This window comes from Williamsia sp. R60, assembly GCF_054063855.1.
The window spans coordinates 853,110-876,738 of sequence record NZ_JBSSGR010000002.1 but is presented as its reverse complement, the minus strand read 5'-3'; the positions used below and the strand labels follow the sequence as shown (position 1 = coordinate 876,738).

Sequence of the window (23,629 nt, the reverse complement as noted above, 5' to 3'; positions counted from 1 at the left end):
ACAGGGTCAGGAAACCCGGCACTCCTGGCCCACACCAACCGCGCTGACCTTCTCGTAGCGCTGCGGATCGAAGGTGCCGTTGCGTTCCCGGAACGAGCGACCGGTACCAGGCCACAGTAAGGTCAACCGTCCGCTCTGGGGGTCGAGATACCAACTGCTGCAACCACTGAGCCATACCGTCGACGCACTACGCTCGTCGATCTCCCGCGTGTAGTCGCGCTCGGCATCCGCGGACACCTCGAGCGCCAGCCCGCTGTTGCGCCATAGGTGGTCAAGCGCGCCCAGGACGTAGTCGATCTGCGTCTCGATCATGTAGATCGCGGAGTTGTGGCCGAGAGCGGCATTGGGGCCGTCCAATACGAACATGTTCGGGAAGCCACTGACGGCGGTGGACGCGTACGACACCATGCCCTCGCCCCAATGGTCGGAGAGCAGTTCCCCGCCCACACCCGCGACCCTCTCGGCGAACGCGGGCCTGGCAGCCTCGAATCCGGTGGCCATGACAACAACGTCGAGATCGTAGGAACGCCCGCTGGCCGCGACCACCGAGTCACCGTCGAACGCCGCGAGCGCAGAGGGTTCCAGCGTCACCGACGGCCTCGTCAGCGCCGGGTAGAACTCGTCACTGAGAAGTATTCGCTTGCAACCGATTTCATAGTCCGGCGTCAGGGCCCGTCGGAGATCCGGATCGCCGATCTGAGCAGTCAGATGTCCCAGCGCTCGGGCCCGGATCTCATCGATGTCCGGTCGGAGCCCCCGACGCTGCGCAAATGCTTTGTCGGCCTCGGTGAAGAGCTCTTCCCTCAGGCGGTCTGCGTTGGCCTTCACCTGCAGTTGCACACGCTCGGGTTCGCTGTATTCCCGATTGCCTCGCGGCACCACATAGGGCGCGCTGCGGGAGAAGACGACGAGCTCCCCGGCACGCTCAGCGAGGTGTGGCGTGAGTTGAACCGCCGATGCCCCGGTGCCGACGATGCCGACGCGTGCGCCGTCGATCGGAGCTTCGTCATCCCACTGGGCGGTGTGAAAAACCTTGCCGGAGAAGGTGTCCGAGCCGCTGACCTGAGGCATGAGCGGATCGGCCAACCGGCCGACCGCCACGACGAGCACGCGGGCCCGCATCTCGCCCGCGTTGGTCACCACCAGCCAGCAGAGCTGATCCGGAAGCCATCGAGCCTGTGCCACATCGGTGTTCAGATGCAGGTGCGGCGTCAGACCCTCCTCGTCCACCGCACCGGTCAGATACTCGTGGATCTCCGGCCCCGACGCGAACAGCGAGGTCCAGTCACCGGGAGGCCGGAACGAATACGAGTAGACATGTGCGGGTACGTCACATGCGACGCCCGGGTAGTGGTTGTCCCGCCACGTGCCGCCCACCGAATCGCCGCGCTCGAGGATGACAAAGCTCTCCCGGTCGGCCCGAGCCAGCCGGATACCCAGGCCGAGTCCCGCGAACCCGGCACCGACGATCGCCACATCGACGCAGTGTGGCAATGAGGACGGTGAGGTCACGCGAAAACCCGTCGCAACACTTCGACCCGCTCGGCGGGTGGGTCCTCGTAGAGGGTCGTGCGCTGACGCGGCGTCCGGCCGAGTTCCTTGCCCAACTCCGTCACATCGTCGGGCGAGAGCTGTCTACCACTCTCGGGCCCGGCGTCGGGCCGGAGCGTTCCGTCCATCAGGACGCCCCCGACATCATCGGCACCACCGCGGAGCACGGCACGCAGCGCGTCGGCGTCGAGTTTGGTCCACGCCGCTTGTACGTGGTCGATGGTGCCGAGCATCATCAGACGTGCCACCGCGTGTACTGCCCGGGTCTCGCGGAGCGTGGGGCCCTGGACCGCTTGATCCCGGACGTGGGGTGGGGCGTTCTCGGGAAGCATCGGCATGAGGATGAGTTCGGTGAAGCCGGACGTGCGGTGCTGGATGTCGGTCAGCAGACGCAGGTGGGCCACCTGGTGAATCGGGTCCTCGATGTGACCGTAGAGCATCGTCGCGGTCGATTTCAGACCCATCTGGTGGGCGGTGATGATCGTGTCCACCCACGCGGCGACCGACAGTCCGCGGCCGTCGGGCGAGAGGGCGCGGCGCACGTGGTCGTCGAGTACCTGCGCGGCAGTGCCGGGCACGGTGTCGAGGCCCGCCTCGCGGGCCGACCGGAGGAACTCTCCGGCGGTGACGTCGAGTCGGGTCGCGGCGTCGAACACCTCTGTTGCGCGGTAGGCGTGCAGATGGATCTCGGGCGCGACCGCTTTGATCCTCTTGATCAGCTCCAGGTATTCGGCGGCCGACTCGGTCGCCGGAACAGGACCCTGCAGGCAGATCTCGGTCGCGCCGAGTTCCCAGGCCTCCGCAACAAGGTCTTCCAGGCTCACACCGCCACCGTCGGCCAGCACGGCTGCCGTCTCGAAGTTGCGGTTGGCGACAAAGGTGAGGTCATCACCAGTCGTCTCGCGGCGGGCGGCATCGGCCAACGCACACAGTTCGTCCAGGTCAGGACCGTCGGCCTGCAGGAGATAGCTCCACTCCAGGTCGTCGATCGAACCGGGATCGCGAGCCAACCGTCGCAGGACCGGTTGCACCACGGCCGGCGGCATGTGGTGGTCGGCGGCCCATGACGATCGCAACTTCATCCCTTGACTGTAGAACCGTGCCGCAACTCCTCCCGTTCAGCGGTACCGTTCGGTTCGCCGACTTGGTCGATGTGCTCCCCAGCCCGCGCCGGATGGCGGCCGGTCCGGGGCCCGACCGCGAACAGTTGACGTTCTTCTTCGGTTGCGCCGGTCACCGTGTGCGACAACGCCGCGGTGATCAGTTGGTGGTCCGACTCCGTCCAGCGCTCGGTGGTCTGCCGCTTGTAATCGCTCCACGAGGGAACGGTGAACTGTTCCACCCGCAGGTCTGAGTCGGCGCCATGGCGGTACAGGCCCCACGAGTATCCGCCGGTCCGCCGCCGCGCCTTCCCTACGGCGGCCATCGCCTGATCGAACTGGTCCAGCTCTGCGGGCCGCACGCGATAGGTCACCGAGACGACAACAGGGCCGTCATCGGGTTCGGGTCCGAACACCACCATCGGAGTGGGCCAGGCTGTGGACACACCTCGCGGCAGTGTCCCCGTCTCGGGCCGCAGCGGTACTACCGTGACGCTGGCCGCCGCGGCGACAAGCAGGGCCGCCGAGATGAGCAACGCCGTGACAAAGCTCGTGTGGGACGCCACCACACCCCACACAAACGATCCGAGAGCCTGCGAACCCATGAACACGAGCAAGTAGATCGACATCCCGCGGGCCCGCACCCAGTGCGACAGCGACAGCTGGATCGCTGCGTTGAGCGTGGTGAGAGTTGCGATCCAGGCAGCTCCGGCCACAAGGAGCAGCGGCAACACCGCCCACACCGGCAACACGCCGACCGCGACCACTCCCACCCCGTACGCGATCGCCGAAGCCGCCAGCAAGGCGTTGGGCGACAACTTCTTCCGCAGGCGCGGGTAGATCGCGACGCCGGCGACTGCCCCGACACCGAGCATGCCCAGTACCAGGCCGTAACCCGATGCCCCGAAATGAAGGTGCGCACTCGACGCCAGCGGCAGCAGAGCCCAAAGAGCAGACGCCGGGAAGGCGAAGACCGCCGATCGCACCATGATCCGGCGAACGATGGGTGCGGCGTGCACGTAGTGCAGACCGGTCACCAGCGACCGTCCCAGCCGCTCACGGTCTACACCTGGGGCGTCGGCGGGTCGCCGCCACCACACCAGCGCACCGATGATCGCGAGGAACGACACGGCATTGATTGCGAACACCGCGGCCGGCCCGGCCGCGGCCACCACCACTCCGCCGATCGCCGGACCCACCGCACGGGCCGCGTTCACGGTGACACTGCCCAACGAGGAAGCCGCTGGGATCTGTTCGCGTGGAACGAGTTCTGGCTGGATGGCCTGCCACGCCGGAGCCGACAGTGCCGAGCCGCATCCGAGCAGGAACGTCATCGCCAGCAGCATCACAGGCGTCAGCACATCGGTCCAGGCCAGGAATGTGGTGACCCCCGCAGCGACCGCGGTGTAGATACTGACCGCGATCAGCAGGCGCCTGCGATCGAGGAGATCGGCGAGTCCACCGGCGGGCAAGGCCAAGAACAGCGTCGGCAGCAGACTCGCAGTCTGGACGAGCGCGACGATGGTGGCGCTGCTGCCATGCTCCACCAGGAACCACTGGGCCCCGACGGTCTGCATCCACAGACCGATGTTCGAGACGAGCTGGGCGATGAACAGATATCGATAGATCTTGTTGCGCAACGGCGCCCATGCGGACACCTGGGGCGCGGACTCCGCAGTGGTGGTCACAGTGTTTCGTCCAGCCAATCGGTGAACGATTGCCACCCGACTGCCGGGTATGTGGTGTGCAGAGCGGGGATGTCGGCCGCATATCCGGTGTCGTTTAGGTACCCGAACATCGCCCGCATGTCCGCCGAACCGATGTCGGAAGCATCGACTGTCCGCAACCGAACGGTGCGGCCGAGCCGCCGCCCCAACGCTTCCGCCATCTGGGCGGGTGTCGGCGCGTCGGACGCGATGTCCATCCGCAGGCCCACGTGGCGCGCCGGGTCCTCGAAGACCGTCGCGACGAACTCGCCGAGGTCGCGACGCGAAAGCTGTTGTAATGGAGTATCTTCACCGATCGCGAGCTCGAGTACTCCCCCACGCACCTGGTCGATTCCGGCCAGGAGGTTGTCGTAGAAGTATGTGGGGCCGACGATCGTGCTGGCAACGCCCGACCGCATCAACGCCGCCTCGACAACTGCTTTGCTCTCGAAGTGCGGGATCCCGGTGTGGCGATCAGCACTGGCCACCGAGGAGAAGACCAGATGAGGAACACCGGCGGTGGACGCTGCTTCGATGATCGAGAACCCCTGCGAGACTTCCTCATCCGGTCCACGTTCGAACGGCGTGGTGAGAGCGTAGACACCGGCGGCTCCCGCGAACGCCGCGGCGAGGCTCTTCGGGTCGTCGAGGTCGGCAACAGCGAGTGATGCACCCGCATCTGCGAGCCGGCGGGCTCGGGTCGACTCCGGGCGCCGGACCACTGCCCGCACGGGCAGCGCTCTCGCGAGCAACGCTGTCGCGACTGCGCCACCTTGCGCGCCGGTGGCGCCGATCACCACATAGGGGCTGCTCATCTTCTCGGACTTCCTGTCGATCAATGGTGGACGTCTACCCAAGGGGGCGCACCGCCCCCGGCACGTTTACCGGGGGCGGTGCGCTGGCGCATCAAGCGCTCGCGACGGCGCTTTCCTGAGACACCGCGGTGACGGCCTCTTCGATGAGGGCGACGACCTCAGCCGGCTTGGCCAGCATCACCAGGTGGGGGGCGTCGAGTTCGACAACCTTCTTCAGGCCCGCACGCTCGTACCCGAAACGCTCGACGTCCGGGTTGATCGTGTGGTCGTCACTGCTGACGATTCCCCACGCGGGCTTGGTCTTCCAAGCGGCGACCGGTGCTGCTTCACCGAAGGCCGCGGCGGCCAGTGGTCGTTGCGAGACGGCAAGCACCTCTGAGTCCTCCTGCGGGATACCCGCGGCGAAGACGGCCGGGAACGCGCTGATCTTGACCGAGACGTCGGTGCCGGGATCGGCACCCTCGATCGGGAACGGCGTGTACACAAGATTGGCCGCGAGGTCGGAATCCGGGAACCGGCCCTGCAGTTCGCCGAGGCTCTCGCCTTCTTCGAGTGCGTACCCGGAGACATACACCAGGCCGACGACGTTGTCGGCGGCACCGGCAACGGTGATCACGGCGCCACCGTACGAGTGGCCGACGAGTACAACCGGGCCGTCGATCTGCTCGACGAACGAGCGGATGTACGCCGAGTCGCCGAGCAGACTGCGGTTGGGCACCGGGGGCGCCAGAACGGTGTGGCCCTTGTCGAGCAGACGGCGGGTCACCGGGGTCCAGCTGGCGGCATCGGCAAATGCACCGTGGATGAGAACGATGGTGGGTTTTGCAGACATGAACGAACTCCGTTGTCTAGAAGTGCTGAGAGGGTTGGGCCTGGATGCTGCTACTTGGCGATGAACTCGAGGATGTCTGCGTCGAGGGCCTTCTGGTACTCGCCGTAAATGCCGTGCGGGGCACCGGGGTACACCTTCAAGGTGCCGTCTTTGACGAGGTTGATGGTCTTCTCGGCCGCAGCGGCGATGGGGACGATCTGATCGTCGTCGCCGTGAGCGATGAAGATGGGCACGTCGAGGGCCTTGAGGTCCTCGGTGAAGTCGGTCTCGGAGAACGCCTTCACGCAGTCATAGGCAGCGGCGAGGTTCACCAGCATGCCCTGACGCCAGAAATCGTCCTTTGCGCCCTGAGAAACGTCGGCGCCGTCGCGATTGGCACCGAAGAACGGCACGCTCAGGTCCTGGTAAAACTGCGAGCGGTCGGTCAGTACACCGTTGCGGATGTCGTCCAGGGCTTCGATCGGAGTGCCTTCGGGGTTGCTATCGGATTTCAGCATGATCGGCGGGACGGCGCCGGCCGTGATCACCTTGGCCACCCGGTCACCGCCGTGCTGCGCTGCGTAACGGACCACCTCGCCACCACCGGTGGAATGTCCGATGAGGATCAGGTCGCGCAGATCGAGCGCCTCGACGAGCTCGGCGAGGTCCTTTGCGTAGGTGTCCATGTCGTTGCCCTGGTAGGTCTTCGACGACCGGCCGTGGCCGCGGCGATCATGGGCGATGGCCCGGTAGCCGGCGTCTGCGAGCACTTTGAGTTCGAGCTGCCAGGCGTCCGACGACAGCGGCCATCCGTGGCTCAGGATGACCGGCTGGCCACTGCCCTGCTCGGTGTAGTAGATCTCGGTTCCGTCGGTGGTGGTGATGTACGGCATGGTGTCTCCTGTGGTCGCTTCGACGTGGTGACATCAACATTCGTCCACTGCGGCAGCTGTGTCGACGCTGCTGGCGTCCAAACCCGGGGGATGGTGACGGGAGGTGCCACTACCGGCTAGCCGGTAGTGGGCGTGAGGCTTCAGGTGTCAGGCGTCGCGTGCGACGGGTATCCGCACGGTGAGGTTCGTTCCCTCACCCACCGGACTCGACACGGTGAATGTTCCTCCGACGGCTTCGATTCGATCCTGCAGGCCGATCAGACCTGATCCCGCGCCGGTGTCTGCCCCACCGTCTCCGTCGTCGCACACGGTGAGGTCGAGAACTTCATCGGTGATCACCGCAGTGATCGTGACCTCGGAGGCGTTGGCGTACTTCGCGGTGTTGGTCAACGCCTCGGCCACGACATAGTAGGCGGCAACTTCCACCGGGTCGGGCAGTCTCCACGGGATGTCGATGGACAGGGACACCGGTACCGGTGATCGGCGGGCGAGGGTCTTGAGTGCCGGGCCTAGCCCACCCCGAGAGAGGATCGCAGGATGGATGCCGCGCGAGAGTTCCTGAAGATCGGTGTGTACGTGCGTGAGCGCATCGACGCTGCGGTCCAGCCGAAGTCGTAGGTCCTCCCGGTCCGTGGGGACGGCCGCCTGCGCAGCCCTCAACTCCATGCCCAGGGAGACGATGCGTTGCTGGGCGCCGTCGTGGAGGTCGCGTTCGATGGTCCGACGCGCCTGGTCGGCCGCTGCGATGACACGTGCACGCGACTGGGTGAGTTGAGCCCGGGTCTCGCAGTTGTAGACCGCGGTGGCCACCAGGTCGGCGAAATCGGTCATCCGAGTCTGGATCTCGAACTGGGGTGCACGGTCTGACGACGCGACCACCACCGCGCCCCAGACGTCGCCGTCGATGGTGATCGGCACTCCGAGCCCACAGACCAGTCCCCGTTGGTGCATGCGATCGGCAATCGGGCCGGTGGCGGCGGTGTAATCGATGGCCGCTGGTTCCCCGGTGGTCAGAACAATGGTGCAGATGTTGTTCCCACCCAGTTCGAGCCGCTCACCGGGAGTGAGGCGGTTCTCGTTGCGCTCGTCGTCCCAGGCCGCGAGCACAACACCGTGCCCGTCCTCGAACCGCACCACCGACACGTGCTCGGCACCCAGTCCGGACCCGAGTTCCCGCGCGACGGCCGGATATACGTCGTCGGGCTCCACACGCAGGGCCACCAGGGTCGCAACCCTGCGCAGCGCGGCCTGCTGACGCGCCAGTCTGACCGTCTGCTCATGGAGCTGTTCCCGGTCACGGGCAGCGGCCAGCAGCGCTTCGAGGGCAGGCACGATCCGCCTGACACGGCGCGAATCCGCGGCATCGAGCGTGGCGGGCACCAGCAGGGCGCCGAGATCGAGGCCGTTGTCGCGCAGCAGAATTCGCTGCTGATCTGATGCCGGAGTCGTCTCAGCCGGGCCGAGGACCACATGCGGCGGCGGCAGTTCGAGTACGTCGGACAGCCGAGAGCTGGCCTTCTCGAACATCTCCGGTGACATCGACTCACGGAGCATGGTGCGTGCAAACGCGGCCAGCAGGTCGGCTTCCCGCCGGCGTTGATCGGATTCGACTGCGCGAAGCCGGGACTGGCCCACCAGCACATTGGTCAGTATCGCCAGCGTCGAGAACACCACCACGGCGGGGACCAGGCTCTCACTGTTCTCCGAAACATGCACGTACGCGTAGGCCGTCGCGCTGGCCACCGATGTGACAAGCGCGAGGCCGAAACCCCATCCGGCCGACACGACCAGGACACCGAACAGGAAGACCGCGCCGAACGCGGAATTGGGGGCGATCTGTTCGAGCAGATGCACCACGAGCATCTCGGTGGCAATGAAGCCGCACGCGATCGCGATACCCCACCCCAGAGGTGGAGCGCTGGGCCGGAGCACCGTGGTGGCGAGCCTGTCGCGCCAAGAACCGCGATCGGTACTGAACTCTGTTCCTGACCGAACCGCAGAGATCATCGTGCAGACCTGCGGTGCAGCCTGCTTGTTCGTCCGAGCACACGTCGATGATAGTGCCGTTGTCGGCCAGGCGGCTCGTCTCCGGCCACTGCGGCCCGCGCCGCTTTCGGCGGCGAAATGTTCCTGCTAGCGGGAATGCCTCGCGCGGATCCGTCTGACACCCTCGAAGAGGTGAAGCCCTCCGACCATCGCTGCCTCATCGTCGATGACAGCGTCGCCTTCTGCGCTGCGGCGCAGAGGTTGCTGGAGGCTGCCGGCATGACGGTTGTCGGCACCGCCGCGACACTTGCCGCGGCGGTACAGACGGCTGCCGACACCCGGCCCGACCTGATCCTGGTGGACATCGACCTCGGCGGTGAAAGCGGCTTCGATGTGGTCGAAGCGCTACTGGACACCCGGCCGGACCCGATTCCCGCCGTCATCCTCGTCTCCACCCACGACGAAGAGGATTTCGCCGACATGGTGGAGGCGAGTTCGGCGATCGGGTTCCTGCCGAAGTTCGAGCTGTCCGCCGAGTCGATCATGCGCATTCTGAGCTGACGCCGGGTCGGCAAACCCCTTGAGACCGTGGGTGATCAGCTCATCGCATCGAGATACATGATCACTGCCCGGACCCGCCGGTGGTCGTCGGCTGTATCGGCGAGATCCAGCTTGGTCAGGATGCTGCGGACATGTTTTTCCACGGTGCCCTCGGTGATCCACAGCCTGCGCCCGATGCCGGCGTTGGAGAGCCCTTCCGCCATCAACGTCAGCACATCTCGTTCCCGTGCGCTGAGGGCACCGAGCGGATCATCGCGACGTCGCGCGGCCACCAGCTCATGCACCAGAGCGGGGTCGATCACCGACGCACCGTTCGCGATTCGACCCACGGTGTCGACAAAATCGGTGACGTCGGTGACCCGGCTCTTGAGCAGGTAACCGATCCCCCGGCCCCCGTCGAGCAACTCGAGAGCGTGGTCGACCTCCACGTGGGCCGACAACAGGAGCATCGACACCGAAGGGAACTCCTTGCGGATCTGCAGCGCGGCGTCGAGACCCTCCGAGGTGTGCGACGGTGGCATCCGGATGTCGATGATGGCCAGTTGTGGCGGTTCGGCCCGAACCAGCGTGAGCAGTTCATCGGCGTCGCCGGCCTGTCCGACCACGTCGAGACCTGCCTGCGTCAGCAGGCTCGACAGGCCCGCCCGCAGCAACACATCATCGTCGGCGATCACCACGGAGAGTCCGGCCGACATGTGAGTCCCTTCGTAGATCGCGCCACCTGCCTGCACCAGTGTGCCCGGTTGGTCAGACGCGCGACGAAGTCAGCCCGACACCTCCGTGTCGGGATCGGCCCACGGCACCCGGCAGGAGTCGGTCGAGAATCCCTGGTCGGTGATACCGAGGGCTGAGTACATCCGCGCGCGCTGATTCTCCAGCCCGATCTGATAGGTCAGCTCCACGACTCCGGCGTCGCCGAAACGCTCACGCAGATCGGCCACCTGCTCGTCGGTGACCGTGGTCGGCGTTGCGGTGATCGCATCGGAGTAGGCGATCGCGGCCCGTTCGTCGTCGCTGTAGTGCGGCGAACTCTGATAGTCGGCGATGTCGCGCAAGCGGTCGATATCGAGACCGTCGAGACGCTGGAGCATGGTGCCGAAGTCGACGCACCACGAGCACCCAATCGTCCATGCCGTACGGAACACCGCGATTTCCCGGATGTTCGACGGCAACACCTTCGATGCCTTCTCCACGGCCGTCTCGTGTATCGCCGATGCCAGGAACAGGCCGCGGTGATGGGCGGTCACGGCAAACGGTTCGGGCACCGAGCCGAACCTGCGGGCCGCGTACCGATACGCCCCCTTCACCATCAGACCGGCGTCATCGGGGTTGACTGCTGGAATACGTGCCACGTGAGGAACCTCCTGTTTCAGGCGAGCGCACCGTGCGCCCCTACCTGGAGGACGACACAGCAGCGCACAACGTGACAGGCGCGCCTAGCGGGTCCAGCGAATGCGGATTGGACCTCGGACGTTCGCCGGATCGTCGACCACGTCACCGCCCTGGGTGATCTGGACTTCGCCGTCCGCCATCATCTGGCGCGCGACCGCGCGCACCGGTTCCATCAGCGGGCGCCAGTCATCAGGGGCAACCGCTCGCGCGACATCCGACGGGCAGATACTCGAATCCGGCGACCTCGCGCTCAGCAGGTCACGGATCTTCGCCGTGAGGGAAACGTCATTGGTGCCGTCCGGCGCCCCGCCGTTCGTGTGGGCCATCTGCCCAGCTTCCCGTCGCGGTGGCCCACCGTCAACGTCCCCCTCCCCCGCGACGCGAGGTCCGATTCCCGCCAGCACCCCCGAGCTGTCGTGAGATGAACTGATGTCGCGCTCCACCGGAGCGTGAAAGTGGTTGTCACACAGAGAGTTGGGGTCATCATGTCAAAAGTCGCGCTGGTCACCGGATCGAGTCGGGGCCTGGGCCTTGCCACCGCGTGGGCACTGGGCCGCGCAGGGAACACCGTCATCATCAGTGGCCGCGACGGCGGGCGGATCGAGTCCCTGGCCGCCGATCTACGCGAGGAGGGCCTGCGCGCGGAAAGCCTGGTCCTCGACGTGGAGTCCTTCGAAAGTGCTCGATGCGCGGCTCACGAACTCGCCAACCGCCATGACCGGCTCGATGTTCTGGTGAACAACGCCGGTGTCCTGCCCGAGGCCACACAGCCGGCCGAGATCAACTTCAGTCACCCGTCGGCCGCCGCGAAGACCTTCAGTGTCAACACCCTTGGGGTCCTCAATGTGGTCGAGGCGATGCTGCCGCTCATCTGGCGTAGTGCCGGCGGCCGCATCGTCAATGTATCGAGCACCATGGGCTCCTTGGCTGATCAGAAAGATGTTCAGTCGCAGTACTACTCGATGGTCGTTCCTGCTTATCAGGCGTCCAAGGCGGCGGTGAACAGCATCACCATCGGGCTGGCGAAGATGCTGGCCGGCACCACCGTCAAGGTCACGTCGGTGTGCCCGGGTCATGTGCAGACCGATCTCGCCCCCGGCAACCGGACACAGGCGCCGTTGACCGCGGAGGAGGCAGCAGCCGTTGTGCTGCGTGCGGCGACGCTTCCCGACGATGCCGAGTCGGGCACCTTCATCGACGCGGCCGGACCCGTACGCTGGTAGCCGGTGTCGGGGTTGGTGGGTGCAAGGTGAGAGCCCCGAACCTGTGATCGCAGAAAGGCGGACAGTTGCCGGCACCGCCGCGAGTACCACGATCGGCCGTACCGCTCTGGGCACTGGTGAGCGCTGCCGCTGCTCCCGTCCTGCTGATCGGCTCCTCGGTGATCGCCGCGATGATCATCACCGAGGAGTACGACGCCACGAAACAGACGCTCAGCGACCTGGCCACGATCTCCGGCGGCGGCTGGGTGATGGCTGTCGGGATCGCCCTGAGCGGGGCCTGCCAGATCGTTACGAGCGCTGGTCTGACCGGAATCAGGACACCGACGCGGATCGCGTTGGCGGGGGCAGGCGCGTGTGGGATCGCAGTGGCGTTGTCACCGGTGGACGTCGCACCCACGTTCCATCTCCTCGCGGCCGGAGGTTCAGCGGTCCTGTTCTGCCTGTGGCCTCTGCTGGCGATCTCGCGCGCGCCGTCTTCCGCCCCGACGATTCGCCCGGCCGTGGCGGCGACGGCCTCGCTCATCCTGTGCGCACTGCTGGGGTGGACGGTTCTGGAGACCGGCGGAGGCGACCGGCTGGGACTCGCCGAAAGGATCAACTTCACCGCCGAGATGCTGTGGCCGCTGGTGGTGGCCGTCGATCTGCGGCGCCGAGGAACGCAGGTCAGTGCGGGTTCGAGTGGGTTGAACGGCCCGCGGGCCACTCCCACCGAAACGTTTACACCCCGCTGATTTAAATCCCCGGACGGCTCGCCCAGGTGGCGAATTGGCCCCTCGGCGCCGCAGCAGCCCAGGTCACGGCGCAGTCGACCGGGCGGCACCTGGCGCATTCCGAACGGCCGACCACAGCGGCGCATTCGGCCAGGCCGGACCCCGAAATACGGGCGTTATGGTGCCATTCATGCAGATGAGGCCCCCTGGCGGCACGCGACTACGTGCCGACAACGCGCGCATGGTCGCCGATATTCTGCGGCGCCAGGTCCACGACGGAGACGTCGCCGGATCACTTGACGAACCCACCCTCATCGCCGACTTCGGCGTATCTCGCAACACCATCCGTGATGCCTTGACCATCCTGCGCGACGAAGGACTCATCGAACGCTCTCCTCGTGTCGGCACCCATGTGGTGGCGCGACAACTCGAACACGGTCTGGACGCCCTGCAAGGACTCAAGGAGACGTTCCTCATGCACGGCGAGGTCCGCAACACCGTCAAAGTGGCGACCTTGGTGGACCCTCCCCGCGCCGTGGCACGCAAATTGGCGCTCGACGACGGTGAGCAGGCCGTCTACATCGAACGGCTGCGGTTTCTCGATGACGAACCGATCAGCCTCGACGTCACCTACCTCGTTCCCGACCTGGGCATCCCGCTGATCCAGCACGATCTGGAACACAACGACGTCTTCGCCCTGCTCGAGCAGATCGCGGGCGAAAGGTTGGGCCGCGCCACGATGACCGTCGAAGCGGTGAACGCCGACCCACACTCTGCGGCTCACCTCGAGATCGCCTCGGGCGCAGCCATGTTGCTGCTCGAAAGACTCACCCACCTACAAGCCGAAGACCGACCCGTCGATCTCGAATACATCCGAATGCGCAGCGACCGAGTCTGTCTGCGCAGCACAGCCCGCCGAACACAGGAGTAGTACCAGTGAGCCAAGTCAACGCCCGAGCCGACGTCCCGGTCACCATCGACGAATCCCTGTGCATCACGGGCTGCACGCTCTGCGTCGAGGTGTGTCCCCTTGATTCACTGGCCATCAATCCCGAGAGCGGCAAGGCCTTCATGCATGTCGACGAATGCTGGTACTGCGGCCCCTGCGCGGTCCGGTGTCCCACCGGAGCGGTCACCGTGAACATGCCGTACCTGCTCCGCTGACTCATTCCCACCAGCCCAACACCTTTCGCACCCCACCCTTTCGCACCACAAGGAAACCTCGATGAGATCAACCGCGTCTCGACGCGCCCGATTGGGCACGCTGTTCACCGCCGCTGCAATCGTGCTGACGTCAGCGGCCTGTTCACTCGACAGTTCCGGTGACAGCGATGCGATTCGCGTGGTCGTCGGGTACCAGTCCAAAACCATCAACACCGTGACGGCCGGGACCTTGCTTCGCGCCGAGGGAAACTTCGAGAAGCGCTTGGAGGAGGTGACCGAGCGGACCGGCCAGAAGTACAGCGTCGAATGGCAGGACTACGACACCGGCGCTCCGATCACCACCGGGATGATCGCAGGCAAGATCGACATCGGGTCGATGGGTGACTACCCGCTGCTCATCAACGGGTCGCGGGCGAACGCCAATGACGCAACACGCACCGAGATGTTGTCGGTCACCGGCTCGAGCCCCAGGGGCTCACTGAACATGGTTGTGGTGTCACCTGATTCAGATGCGACGACCATCGCTGATCTGCGCGGCAAGAGCGTCTCGGCCAGCGTCGGTTCGGCTGGACACGGAACCCTGGTCCAGGCGCTCGACCGCATCGGCATCAACCCCAACGACGCCGTCAACGTGCAGAATCAGCAGCCCCAGGTCGGCGCGTCCGCGCTCGAATCGAACAAGGTCGATGCGCTGGCACAGTTCGTCGCCTGGCCGGGCCTGCTGGTGTTCCAGGACAAGGCGCGGCTCCTGTACGACGGCGCCCAGCTCGGCGTTCCCACGCTGCACGGTGTTGTTGCCCGATCTGCGTTCGCCGACGAGCACCCGGATGTGGTGGCTGCTTTCCTGCAGGCACAACTGGATTCCACCAAGTCTCTGATCGACGCTCCGCTCGCCGCCGCGAACCTGGTCGCCAAGGACAGCGGCCTGCCCGCCGAGGTGGTCTACCTCTACAACGGCCCCGGCGGCACCGACTTCAACCCTGCAGTCAAACCGCAACTGGTGGAGGCGCTTCGGGGCGACCAGCCCTACCTCAAGTCGATCGGCAGCTTCGAACACGAGCTCGACCTCAACACGTTTGTGAACACCGCTCCCCTGGAGCAGGCATTCACCGCAACCGGTCAGAACTACGCAGAGTCACTGGCATCCACCCAGAATGCGTCGCAGATCCGTGGCCGTGACCCGGTGTGCAACACCGACGTCGACCCGGCCGATGCAGCAGAACTGTGGCTCGACGGCAGCGACAACACGCAGCCGGCGGCCGGCCCGACTTGCCTGCTCAAAGCAATCCGGCAAGCCCAGTCACAAGGCGAATCTGTTCGTGCAGCGTATATCTCGGACCCGTTGCTCGGAACCCGATGGTTTGCCGACAAGGCGGTGTGGCTGCGGGACGGAACACAGTTCGTGCCGTTCACCACCCAGGACAGTGCCGACGAGTACATCAAGACCCATCCCGGGGCTGTACCGGCGTCGTACGATCAGGCTGTCGCGGAGGTCATCTGATGGCCACCGCCACCGTCACCCCGGCGCTGGACATCCAGACACGTTCAGTGACAGCACCGAAGTCTGCCCGGGGCAGAAGCCATTGGCTGACCGTCTGGCCACTTCGCATCCTGGTCCTCGTTGCCGCCGCAGGACTCTGGCAGTTCCTGACCACCGCCGACGTAGTGCTGTGGGCCCGGTTCGACACGGTGCCGTCGGTCACCGACATCGCGCAGGCATTCTGGACAAGTCTGGGCACCGAGGAGTACTACCTCGACCTCGGTCAGTCGCTGATCCGGATCGGCGCCGGTTTCGCACTCGCCGTCGGAGTCGGCGTTCCGGTCGGAATCCTGTTGGGCCGCTCTCGTATTGCCACCAACACGGTTGGCACCCTCACGGAGGTTCTGCGTCCCATCCCCGCCATCGCCCTGGTGCCGGTGGCCATCCTGGTATTGCCGACCGACGAAGCCGGCATGGTGTTCATCACGTTCGTCGCCGCGTTCTTCCCGATCTCGGTGGCCACCCGGCACGCGGTGCGGGCACTGCCGACCATCTGGGAAGATTCCGTGCTCACCATGGGCGGACGCAAGCGCGACGTGATCCTGCGAGTGGTGTTGCCCGGCATTGCCCCCGGCGTCTTCAGTGGACTGTCGGTGGGCATCGGCGTGGCGTGGATCTGCCTGATCTCCGCCGAGATGATCTCCGGCCGGCTCGGTGTGGGCTACCGCACGTGGCAGGCGTACACGGTGGTGGACTACCCGCAGGTGTTTGTCGGCATGCTCACCATCGGCATCCTCGGCGCCCTCACCTCGGGCGGCATCGAGTTGATCGGCCGCCGATTGACCCGGTGGCTTCCCCGAGCTCAGGAGACCCGATGACCAGCACCGTCAGCTCCACTACCTCCCTGATCCCGACAACCGGGCTTCGTCTCGAACTCGACGATGTACGACTCGACTATGGCGGCGACGCCGTGGTGGACGGACTCGACCTGACCATCGAATCGGGTGAGATCCTGGTCCTCACAGGTCCGTCGGGATGTGGCAAATCCACTGTGCTGCGGGCGATTGCCGGACTGTTGCCCGTATCGGGTGGCCGAGTGCTCGCCGACGCGGAGCCCGTACGCAAGACCTCTCGTGATCGGGCCATGGTCTTCCAGGACGACGCCCTGCACCCGTGGCGCACCGTGCGCGGCAACATCATGCTCGCGCTCACCCTCCGCGGGGTCCCGCGTCGAGACCGCAAGGCCCAGGCGGAGCGGTGGATGGACGAGATCGGGCTGGCCGATTTCGCCGACTACCTCCCGAAGTCGCTCTCGGGCGGTATGCGTCAGCGAGTCCAACTCGCCCGCGGACTGGCCGGAGCACCGAGGGCGGTGCTGATGGACGAGCCGTTCGGCGCGCTCGACGCCCAGACCCGGTCGACCATGCAGGCGTTGCTGATCGACACGCTGGCATCGCATCCCGCGACCGTGGTGTTCGTGACCCACGACGTGGACGAGGCGCTGCTGCTCGGCGACCGGGTTGTGGTGTTCGGGCGCGCCGGACGCCCGGTCCGCGACATCGTCGACGTGCCGCGTCCGCGCGACCCCGACCACCGGGATGCCACGGCGACCGCCCAACTGCGCGCGCGGATCACCGCCGCACTCGAGAACTGAAGGACCACATGGACATCCCGAACATAGCTGACCGAGATCGCCGGGAATGCGACGTCTTGGTGATCGGCGGCGGCACCGCCGGGACGATGGCTGCCCTGACCGCCGCGGAGAACGGCGCATCGGTGTTGCTGCTGGACAAGGCGCACGTGCGGCACTCGGGTGCGCTTGCCATGGGTATGGATGGCGTGAACAACGCCGTCATCCCCGGCAAGGCGACGCCGGAGGCATACGTCGCCGAGATCACCAGGGCCAACGACGGCATCGTCAACCAGAAGACCGTGTACCAGACGGCGACTCGTGGCTTCGCGATGATCGGGCGCCTCGAGAAGTACGGCGTGAAATTCGAGAAGGACGAACACGGTGAGTACGCGGTGCGCCGAGTCCATCGCTCCGGTTCGTACGTGCTCCCCATGCCCGAGGGCAAGGACGTCAAGAAGGCTCTCTACCGAGTGCTGCGCAAGAAGGACATGCGTGAGCACATCACCATCGAGAACCGGCTGATGCCCGTACGCGTGCTCACCGAGGACGGCCGGGCCGTCGGCGCGGCTGCATTGCACACGCGCACCGGTGAATTCGTGGAGATTGCCGCCAAGACGGTGATCCTGGCGACCGGCCCGTGCGGGCGGCTCGGGCTACCGGCATCCGGCTATCTCTACGGCACGTACGAGAACCCGACCAACGCGGGCGACGGGTACTCGATGGCCTACCACGCGGGCGCCGAACTCAGCGGGATCGAGTGCTTCCAGATCAACCCACTCATCAAGGACTACAACGGCCCCGCCTGCGCCTACGTGGCCAACCCGTTCGGCGGCTACCAGGTGAACGCCGAAGGTGAGCGATTCGTCGACTCCGACTACTGGTCCGGCGACATGATGGCGGAGGTGAAGACCGAGATCGAATCAGCCCGCGGGCCGATCTATCTGAAGGTCAGCCACCTGCCCGACGAGACACTCGATGCACTCGAATCGATCCTGCACACCACCGAACGGCCGACCCGCGGCACGTTCCACGCCAACCGCGGTCACGACTACCGGACCCATGACATCGAGATGCACATCTCCGAGATCGGTTTGTGCAGCGGACATTCCGCATCCGGGGTGTGGGTGGACGAGAACGGCCGCACCACCGTCGACGGGCTGTACGCGGCAGGCGATCTGGCATGCGTACCGCACAACTACATGATCGGCGCCTTCGTGTACGGCGAGCTCACCGGCCAGCACGCCAGCGACACCGCCCGGGACCGCGCGATGCCGACGGCATTGCCACTCGACCAGCTCGCCGAGGCGCACGACTTGATCTACCGGCCGTTGAGACACCCCGATGGTCCCCCACAGCCCCAGGTGGAATACAAGCTGCGTCGCTTTGTCAACGACTATGTCGCACCTCCGAAGTCCGCGAACAAACTGGCCATCGCCATCGAGTCATTCGAGCGGATGCGCGGTGAGATAGACGAGATGGGCGGGCGCACACCGCATGAGCTGATGCGTTGCGCCGAGGTGTCGTTCATCCGCGACTGCGCTGAACTGGCGGCCCGGAGTTCGTTGACACGCACCGAAAGTCGATGGGGTCTCTATCACGAGCGGGCCGACATCCCCGAGCGACAGGATGACCGGTGGGGCTACCACCTCAACGTCCGGAAAAACGCCGCAGGTGACATGGAGTTCCTGGGCCGGCCGGTCGAGCCCTACTTCGTACCGGTGGACGGTCTCGACCACATCCCGCCCGCCGATCGTTCCGTCATCGCCATCGAGCAGCCCGAGGTGGTCACCGGGCCTGCCCATGCGGGCGTGGAGAGTCCGGTCCGTGAGCTCGCGCGTGTCGAAGACCGCCAGTCGGTCGCTGCGGCCTCGCCGCGGATCGTCGAACTGCTCGCGATGGGATCGGCCGGTATCGATGATTTCGAGTCGTACCTCGCCGACGACGACGCCACCGTGCGGAAGACCGCCATCTCGGTCCTCACCGAAAACACCCCGGAGGGTTTTGATGTCGCAATCGCACACGCGCTGAGTGACGTGGCCCCCGAGGTGCGTCGCTTCGCCGCGCAGGGGTTGCAAGAGTTGGTTGAAGTGCTCGACGCGACCGATGAGTTCATCACGATCCTCCACGCGACGCTCACCTCGGTGGATGCCACAGTGCGGGCCACGGTCCTCGACCTCCTACGCGCCCTGCGCGCGGCACCCGCGGAGACGTTCGCCGCCGCGCTCGCCGACAGCGATCACCGCGTGCGCATCGAGGCCGTTCGCGGACTGGTGTCACTGGACGAATCTGCGCTGATCGCCGAGTCTGTCGGCGACGTCAACCGAGAGGTCCGCATCGCCGTTGCCGCGGGGCTCGCGACCGTCGGAACCAAGGGCGCCGAGGCGGTCCGCTTTCTCGCCCAGGACATCGATCCACTGGTGCGAGCGGCTGCATTCGAAGCGATGGCTCGCCTGGGAGAAGCTCCCGTGGACGGTCCACTGCTGGTCAAAGCGCTCAAGGACTCCGCCTGGCAGGTGCGGGTCGGCGCGGCGCGAGGCCTGGTCTCGGCACCGGGGTCCGCGGCGATCAAAGTGTTGTCGGCCGCGATCACCGATCCCCACAACGACGTGCGGAAGGCCGCCGCCCTCACACTCAGCCACTGGTCCGACGATCCCGAGGTCCGGGTGGTGCTCGACGCGGCTGCCGACGACACCGATGCCGACGTGCGCGCCGCAGTCCGGCGGGTGGTCGCCGCGCACTGATTTCTGCCGCGACCCTTTCCAGACGCGCACCTGCGTGTTAGCGTGACAACGCACATTGTCGTATCAATGTCCGTTGTCTTAGTTTGTGGAGGTTCTCCGATGTCTGTGAACGCGGCGCAAGCACACCAGTCGACCCACGACAACGTGGTGAGCATGCACGATCAGGGCACCGACGAGGTGTCCAAGCGTCTGCTCGCCTCGGCGGCTCGACTGTCGCGCAACGCGATGACCGAGATCGATTGGGACCAGCCGATGGACCCGGACAAATACGGATGCAGTCCCGAGTGGTCGTCGTTGTACGGCACCGACTACTGGGATGAGCTGACCGAACCGCAGCGCGTGGCGCTGACCCGACACGAGTTCGCGTCGATCATGAACATCGGCATCTGGTTCGAGATGATCCTGCAGGAGATGGTGATCCGGGATCAGTACCTGGGCGACTACCACGACCCGGAGTTCCAGTTCGCGCTCACCGAGATCGCCGATGAATGCCGGCATTCGATCATGTTCGCGAAGGCCTCGCAGAAGATGGTTGGCAAGTCCTACCACCCGTCCAAGTTCGTCGGATGGATGGGCAAGGTCTTCATGCGCACGGCGCGTTCCGAGATCGCGTACACCGGAATCCTGGTGGCAGAAGAGATCCTCGACGTCTTCCAGCGCGGCTGCATGCGTGACGAGAAGGTGCTTCCGTTCATCCGCACCGTCAACGAGATCCACGTCCTCGAAGAGTCGCGGCACATGAAGTTCGCGCGCGAAGAGGTCCGGGATGCGATGAAGGGTGTCGGCTGGTTGCGCCGGCAGTGGAGCGCACTGGTGGTGTCCATCGCTGCCGCGTTCATCTTCACGAGCATGATCCGTCCGCGGGCGTACGCCGACGCCGGCCTCGACGCCAAACGGGCTGTTGCCACCCGCCGATCCAACGAACATTTCCACTCGATGGTTCGAAGCAGCTGCGCACACCTGATGAGCTTCCTGGACGAGGCGGGTCTGCTCACCAAACCCGCTGCCCGCGTCTATCGCAAAGTCCACATGCTCTGATGTTCGTCATCACCCAAACCTGCTGCAGCGACGCAGCATGCGTGTCCGTGTGCCCGGTCAACTGCATTCACCCGACACCAGAGGAACGCGGGTTCGGCAGCTCCGACATCCTGCACATCGATCCAGAAGCCTGTATCGACTGCGGCGCCTGCGCCGACGCCTGTCCCGTGGACGCGATCTACCCCGCCGACAAGCTGGGTACCCGCGACAAGGTGTTCATCGACATCAACGCGTCGTACTACCGCGACAACACTGACGTGACCTCCGGGTGGACACCGATCACCTACCCAGTCATCCCGAAATTGCCTGCAGGCCAGCGCATTGCATTGGTCGGGACCGGCCCCTCCGGCGGTTACGCGTTGCGTAGCCTCCTGGACCGCACCACCGCTGACATCACGGTGATCGACAAGTTGCCCACCCCCGGTGGCCTGGTACGCGCCGGCGTGGCACCTGATCACCCCGGCACCAAGAAGGTGCTACGGGGATTCGACATCCTGTACCGCGACCCGCGGGTCACCCTGGTCACCAACGTGGAGGTCGGCGAAGACACTGTGGCCGGCCAGGTTTCACCTGCCGAGCTGGCCGACCATTTCGACGCGGTCTTCTATGCGGTGGGGGCCAGCGACTCCAGGCAGCTCGGCATCCCCGGTGAGGACCTGGACGGCTCGACCTCGGCCACCGATCTGGTTGCCTGGTACAACGCCGCACCGGCAGTCGCCGATGCTCAGGTGTTGCGCCACAACAACACCGGACGCGTTGTGGTTGTCGGCACCGGCAACGTGGCACTGGACGTGGCCCGGATCCTCGTCTCGCCTCCCGAACTTCTCGCGACCACCGACATCGCCGACCGGGCATTGGAGGTCTTGCGGCGCCAAAATGTGCGCGAGGTGGTGCTACTCGGCCGCCGCGACCAGGCCGGCGCTGCCTACTCCGCGGCCGAATACCGAGCGCTGAACTCTATTCCGGGTGTGGACGTGGTGGTGGAGAACGATCCCGGCGTCATCTCCGACGACAGCGGGGTGGCCGACCCGACCGCTCGTCGCATCGTTTTCCGGTTCCACTCGGCTCCCGAGGAGATTCTCGGTGATTCGTGGGTGAGCGGCGTCCGGGTTCGTACCGGCGCCACTTCCCACGTCATCGCTGCCGACCTCGTGGTGCGATCCATCGGCTACCGCTCCACCCCGATCGCCGGCCTGCCGTTCGACCAGCAACGCGGCGTGTTCCCCAATGTTGATGGCCGCTTACTCGACACAAACGGTCACGTCATCCCGGGCAGCTATGTGCTCGGCTGGGCAAAACGCGGGCCGACCGGTGGCATCGGGGCCAACAAGGTGTGCGCCGAAGCGACGGTGGACGAGTTCTTGATCGACGCGGAGAAGGGCCAGCTGTCCGGCCGATCGCACGGCCAGAAGCACTTCGACGCACTGCTGCGCCAACGCAAGGCTGCGGTGATCGGCTACCGGGGCGTGCGAGCCATCGACCGCGCCGAACGGCGGCGAGGTGAAGAGCTCAACCGCCCGCGGGTGAAGTTCACGTCTGTACCCGACATGGTGAAGGCGGCGGGGCTACGCAAGCGGTGAGTGAGCGTCGTACCCTTCGGAGACCTCGAGTTCAGGTGAGGGTTTTCAGCAGGGCTTTCAACTCGGTTGCCGTGTGCTTGAGGGGAGTTGTCGATTTGGTCGACTTGCTCAACATCACCGCGCCTTCGAGCGCGGACAGTGTCAGTGTGGCGAGACGTTTGGCGCGGGCTCGTGACACACCTTCGTTGACGATCACCCGCTCGAGCCCGAGCATCCACGCGTTGAACCAGCGCGCCGCCGCCTCCCCCAGTTCGGCGTCGGCCGGCCCCGCGCCCACCGCGGCCCCAGCGACCGGGCATCCCGCGGCAAAGTCACTGGTCTCGAGCAGATCGGTCCACCAGCGAACGAAGGTGTCGATGGCAGCGATGGAGCCGCGCTTGGTAGCCGATTCGATGACGCCGTTGATGGTGGTGCCGGCATAGTCGAGCGCTTCGGCGACGATCTGCTGACGCCCTTGCGGGAAGTGGTAGTACACCGAGCCACGCGGCGATCCGCTGCGTTCGAGCACCGCATCCACGGTGACACCGGCGGCTCCACGCTCACGCATCACCTCGACGGCGCCGATCAGCATCCGTTCACGCGTGCCCTGACGCTCCACTGTTCTCCTCCGCGACGCAGCCAGCCATATGTCGTAATGAATACTACGTAACGGCTACGGCGCAGAGTTCGGGATCGTTCGGTCAGGACGGCCCGTCAGGTGCACCGGCAGTGGCAACCACGGCTGATCCTGCCGCTTCGGCGTTCTTGCGCGGGTTGAGGATCAGACATGTTGTGGTCGCGTGCGCGACCAGGCGCCCTTCGTCGTCGTGCACCTTTCCCTGAGCTGTCGCAACGGTTTTGCCCACGTGGATGATCTCGCCGGTCGCTGTCAGCGTGCGGCCTTGCGTCGACACCGAGCGAATGTAATTCACGCCCAACTCCAAGGTTGTGTACCCGACCCCCGCCGGCAGAGTTGTGTGCACGGCACAACCCATCACTGAGTCGAGCAGGGTCGCCGCGATACCCCCATGCACACTCCCGAGTGGATTGGCGAAGTCTGGCGCGGTGGTGAGCTCCACCGTGACCTTGCCCAGATCCACCTCGGTGAACTTCATGCCCAGCAGCCGCCCGATCGATGGAACGTCCTGCAAGTCAGCGGTTTTGATCCACTGCAGCACTTCCAGTCCGGTCATTTCTGCGAAGTTGTCGTTCGCCACTTTGTTCTCCCTTGTCCCTGATCGACGAGCAGGTCGCCCAAACGAGGAC

Annotated in this window: 23 protein-coding genes; 11 read left to right on the top strand and 12 right to left on the bottom strand. The window is 65.6% G+C overall.

What is annotated here, in order from left to right:
• Positions 1-6: 6 nt before the first annotated feature.
• The 7 genes from ACVWY6_RS10945 to ACVWY6_RS10915 all read right to left on the bottom strand — a co-directional run bounded on the left by ACVWY6_RS10945 (position 7) and on the right by ACVWY6_RS10915 (position 8,883).
• Complete coding sequence (locus ACVWY6_RS10945) at positions 7-1,512, bottom strand: flavin-containing monooxygenase (protein ID WP_457537968.1); 1,506 nt, start codon at positions 1,510-1,512, stop codon at positions 7-9.
• Positions 1,509-2,633, bottom strand: a complete 1,125-nt coding sequence (locus tag ACVWY6_RS10940; protein WP_457537966.1) for an FO synthase — start codon at positions 2,631-2,633, stop codon at positions 1,509-1,511. The genes ACVWY6_RS10945 and ACVWY6_RS10940 overlap by 4 nt, the downstream gene beginning before the upstream one ends.
• Positions 2,630-4,339 (bottom strand): MFS transporter, encoded by a 1,710-nt coding sequence (locus ACVWY6_RS10935; RefSeq protein WP_457537964.1) that lies wholly within the window; start codon positions 4,337-4,339, stop codon positions 2,630-2,632. The genes ACVWY6_RS10940 and ACVWY6_RS10935 overlap by 4 nt, the downstream gene beginning before the upstream one ends.
• Complete coding sequence (locus ACVWY6_RS10930) at positions 4,336-5,172, bottom strand: NmrA/HSCARG family protein (RefSeq protein WP_457537962.1); 837 nt, start codon at positions 5,170-5,172, stop codon at positions 4,336-4,338. Before ACVWY6_RS10930 ends, ACVWY6_RS10935 begins: the two co-directional genes overlap by 4 nt.
• A gap of 91 nt (positions 5,173-5,263) precedes the next feature.
• Entirely contained in the window at positions 5,264-6,004 is a 741-nt protein-coding gene (locus tag ACVWY6_RS10925; protein ID WP_457537961.1) for an alpha/beta fold hydrolase, read from the bottom strand.
• 50 nt (positions 6,005-6,054) lie between these two features.
• Positions 6,055-6,876: an alpha/beta fold hydrolase gene (locus ACVWY6_RS10920; protein WP_030170109.1), complete on the bottom strand. Its 822-nt coding sequence runs from the start codon at positions 6,874-6,876 to the stop codon at positions 6,055-6,057.
• 147 nt (positions 6,877-7,023) lie between these two features.
• Positions 7,024-8,883 (bottom strand): sensor histidine kinase, encoded by a 1,860-nt coding sequence (locus ACVWY6_RS10915; RefSeq protein WP_457537960.1) that lies wholly within the window; start codon positions 8,881-8,883, stop codon positions 7,024-7,026.
• 171 nt (positions 8,884-9,054) lie between these two features.
• Between ACVWY6_RS10915 and ACVWY6_RS10910 the strand changes: the two genes are divergently transcribed.
• The gene (locus tag ACVWY6_RS10910) at positions 9,055-9,423 is read left to right on the top strand and encodes a response regulator (RefSeq protein WP_457537958.1); all 369 of its coding nucleotides are present in this window, start codon (positions 9,055-9,057) and stop codon (positions 9,421-9,423) included.
• Positions 9,424-9,458: 35 nt separating this feature from the next.
• On the opposite strand, the gene ACVWY6_RS10905 is transcribed toward ACVWY6_RS10910, so the two are convergent.
• The 3 genes from ACVWY6_RS10905 to ACVWY6_RS10895 form a co-directional block, all read right to left on the bottom strand.
• Entirely contained in the window at positions 9,459-10,118 is a 660-nt protein-coding gene (locus tag ACVWY6_RS10905; protein ID WP_099382049.1) for a response regulator transcription factor, read from the bottom strand.
• Positions 10,119-10,187: 69 nt separating this feature from the next.
• Positions 10,188-10,775 carry a carboxymuconolactone decarboxylase family protein gene (locus ACVWY6_RS10900; RefSeq protein ID WP_457537956.1) on the bottom strand — a complete coding sequence of 196 codons (588 nt, stop codon included), beginning with the start codon at positions 10,773-10,775 and terminating at the stop codon, positions 10,188-10,190.
• 84 nt (positions 10,776-10,859) lie between these two features.
• Positions 10,860-11,141 (bottom strand): DUF3253 domain-containing protein, encoded by a 282-nt coding sequence (locus tag ACVWY6_RS10895; protein WP_457537954.1) that lies wholly within the window; start codon positions 11,139-11,141, stop codon positions 10,860-10,862.
• Between the two features lie 159 nt (positions 11,142-11,300).
• Between ACVWY6_RS10895 and ACVWY6_RS10890 the strand changes: the two genes are divergently transcribed.
• From ACVWY6_RS10890 to ACVWY6_RS10845, 10 genes are all read left to right on the top strand, one after another.
• Positions 11,301-12,038 (top strand): SDR family NAD(P)-dependent oxidoreductase, encoded by a 738-nt coding sequence (locus tag ACVWY6_RS10890; protein ID WP_031333423.1) that lies wholly within the window; start codon positions 11,301-11,303, stop codon positions 12,036-12,038.
• Between the two features lie 116 nt (positions 12,039-12,154).
• Positions 12,155-12,769 (top strand): DUF998 domain-containing protein, encoded by a 615-nt coding sequence (locus ACVWY6_RS10885; RefSeq protein WP_457537952.1) that lies wholly within the window; start codon positions 12,155-12,157, stop codon positions 12,767-12,769.
• A gap of 169 nt (positions 12,770-12,938) precedes the next feature.
• Positions 12,939-13,679: a GntR family transcriptional regulator gene (locus ACVWY6_RS10880; protein WP_457537950.1), complete on the top strand. Its 741-nt coding sequence runs from the start codon at positions 12,939-12,941 to the stop codon at positions 13,677-13,679.
• Between the two features lie 5 nt (positions 13,680-13,684).
• Entirely contained in the window at positions 13,685-13,912 is a 228-nt protein-coding gene (locus tag ACVWY6_RS10875) for a 4Fe-4S dicluster domain-containing protein (RefSeq protein WP_023962513.1), read from the top strand.
• A 61-nt stretch (positions 13,913-13,973) separates the two neighbouring features.
• A complete protein-coding gene (locus ACVWY6_RS10870; RefSeq protein WP_400725584.1) occupies positions 13,974-15,413 on the top strand; it encodes an ABC transporter substrate-binding protein in 1,440 nt (479 codons plus the stop codon).
• Positions 15,413-16,270, top strand: coding sequence for an ABC transporter permease (locus ACVWY6_RS10865; protein ID WP_457537948.1), 858 nt, complete (start codon positions 15,413-15,415; stop codon positions 16,268-16,270). The genes ACVWY6_RS10870 and ACVWY6_RS10865 overlap by 1 nt, the downstream gene beginning before the upstream one ends.
• Positions 16,267-17,046, top strand: a complete 780-nt coding sequence (locus tag ACVWY6_RS10860) for an ABC transporter ATP-binding protein (RefSeq protein ID WP_457537947.1) — start codon at positions 16,267-16,269, stop codon at positions 17,044-17,046. Before ACVWY6_RS10865 ends, ACVWY6_RS10860 begins: the two co-directional genes overlap by 4 nt.
• 8 nt (positions 17,047-17,054) lie before the next feature.
• Positions 17,055-19,766, top strand: a complete 2,712-nt coding sequence (locus ACVWY6_RS10855; RefSeq protein WP_457537945.1) for a fumarate reductase/succinate dehydrogenase flavoprotein subunit — start codon at positions 17,055-17,057, stop codon at positions 19,764-19,766.
• Between the two features lie 99 nt (positions 19,767-19,865).
• Positions 19,866-20,804, top strand: coding sequence for an AurF N-oxygenase family protein (locus ACVWY6_RS10850; RefSeq protein WP_243404405.1), 939 nt, complete (start codon positions 19,866-19,868; stop codon positions 20,802-20,804).
• Entirely contained in the window at positions 20,804-22,384 is a 1,581-nt protein-coding gene (locus tag ACVWY6_RS10845) for an FAD-dependent oxidoreductase (RefSeq protein ID WP_457537943.1), read from the top strand. Before ACVWY6_RS10850 ends, ACVWY6_RS10845 begins: the two co-directional genes overlap by 1 nt.
• A 31-nt stretch (positions 22,385-22,415) precedes the next feature.
• Here ACVWY6_RS10845 and ACVWY6_RS10840 read toward each other — a convergent pair whose 3' ends face one another.
• Together ACVWY6_RS10840 and ACVWY6_RS10835 are read right to left on the bottom strand one after the other, a co-directional pair.
• On the bottom strand, positions 22,416-22,982 hold the full coding sequence (locus tag ACVWY6_RS10840; RefSeq protein WP_457537941.1) for a TetR/AcrR family transcriptional regulator: 567 nt from the start codon (positions 22,980-22,982) through the stop codon (positions 22,416-22,418).
• Positions 22,983-23,064: 82 nt separating this feature from the next.
• Positions 23,065-23,556 carry a PaaI family thioesterase gene (locus tag ACVWY6_RS10835; protein WP_457538588.1) on the bottom strand — a complete coding sequence of 164 codons (492 nt, stop codon included), beginning with the start codon at positions 23,554-23,556 and terminating at the stop codon, positions 23,065-23,067.
• Between the last annotated feature and the right edge of the window lie 73 nt (positions 23,557-23,629).

Coding starts and splice junctions, on each gene's coding strand:
- ACVWY6_RS10940 (WP_457537966.1), bottom strand. CDS start 2,633: ATGAAGTTGCGATCGTCATGGGCCGCCGACCACCACATGCCGCCGGCC.
- ACVWY6_RS10930 (WP_457537962.1), bottom strand. CDS start 5,172: ATGAGCAGCCCCTATGTGGTGATCGGCGCCACCGGCGCGCAAGGTGGC.
- ACVWY6_RS10925 (WP_457537961.1), bottom strand. CDS start 6,004: ATGTCTGCAAAACCCACCATCGTTCTCATCCACGGTGCATTTGCCGAT.
- ACVWY6_RS10920 (WP_030170109.1), bottom strand. CDS start 6,876: ATGCCGTACATCACCACCACCGACGGAACCGAGATCTACTACACCGAG.
- ACVWY6_RS10915 (WP_457537960.1), bottom strand. CDS start 8,883: ATGATCTCTGCGGTTCGGTCAGGAACAGAGTTCAGTACCGATCGCGGT.
- ACVWY6_RS10905 (WP_099382049.1), bottom strand. CDS start 10,118: ATGTCGGCCGGACTCTCCGTGGTGATCGCCGACGATGATGTGTTGCTG.
- ACVWY6_RS10895 (WP_457537954.1), bottom strand. CDS start 11,141: ATGGCCCACACGAACGGCGGGGCGCCGGACGGCACCAATGACGTTTCC.
- ACVWY6_RS10890 (WP_031333423.1), top strand. CDS start 11,301: ATGTCAAAAGTCGCGCTGGTCACCGGATCGAGTCGGGGCCTGGGCCTT.
- ACVWY6_RS10880 (WP_457537950.1), top strand. CDS start 12,939: ATGCAGATGAGGCCCCCTGGCGGCACGCGACTACGTGCCGACAACGCG.
- ACVWY6_RS10870 (WP_400725584.1), top strand. CDS start 13,974: ATGAGATCAACCGCGTCTCGACGCGCCCGATTGGGCACGCTGTTCACC.
- ACVWY6_RS10865 (WP_457537948.1), top strand. CDS start 15,413: ATGGCCACCGCCACCGTCACCCCGGCGCTGGACATCCAGACACGTTCA.
- ACVWY6_RS10860 (WP_457537947.1), top strand. CDS start 16,267: ATGACCAGCACCGTCAGCTCCACTACCTCCCTGATCCCGACAACCGGG.
- ACVWY6_RS10855 (WP_457537945.1), top strand. CDS start 17,055: ATGGACATCCCGAACATAGCTGACCGAGATCGCCGGGAATGCGACGTC.
- ACVWY6_RS10850 (WP_243404405.1), top strand. CDS start 19,866: ATGTCTGTGAACGCGGCGCAAGCACACCAGTCGACCCACGACAACGTG.
- ACVWY6_RS10845 (WP_457537943.1), top strand. CDS start 20,804: ATGTTCGTCATCACCCAAACCTGCTGCAGCGACGCAGCATGCGTGTCC.
- ACVWY6_RS10835 (WP_457538588.1), bottom strand. CDS start 23,556: ATGACCGGACTGGAAGTGCTGCAGTGGATCAAAACCGCTGACTTGCAG.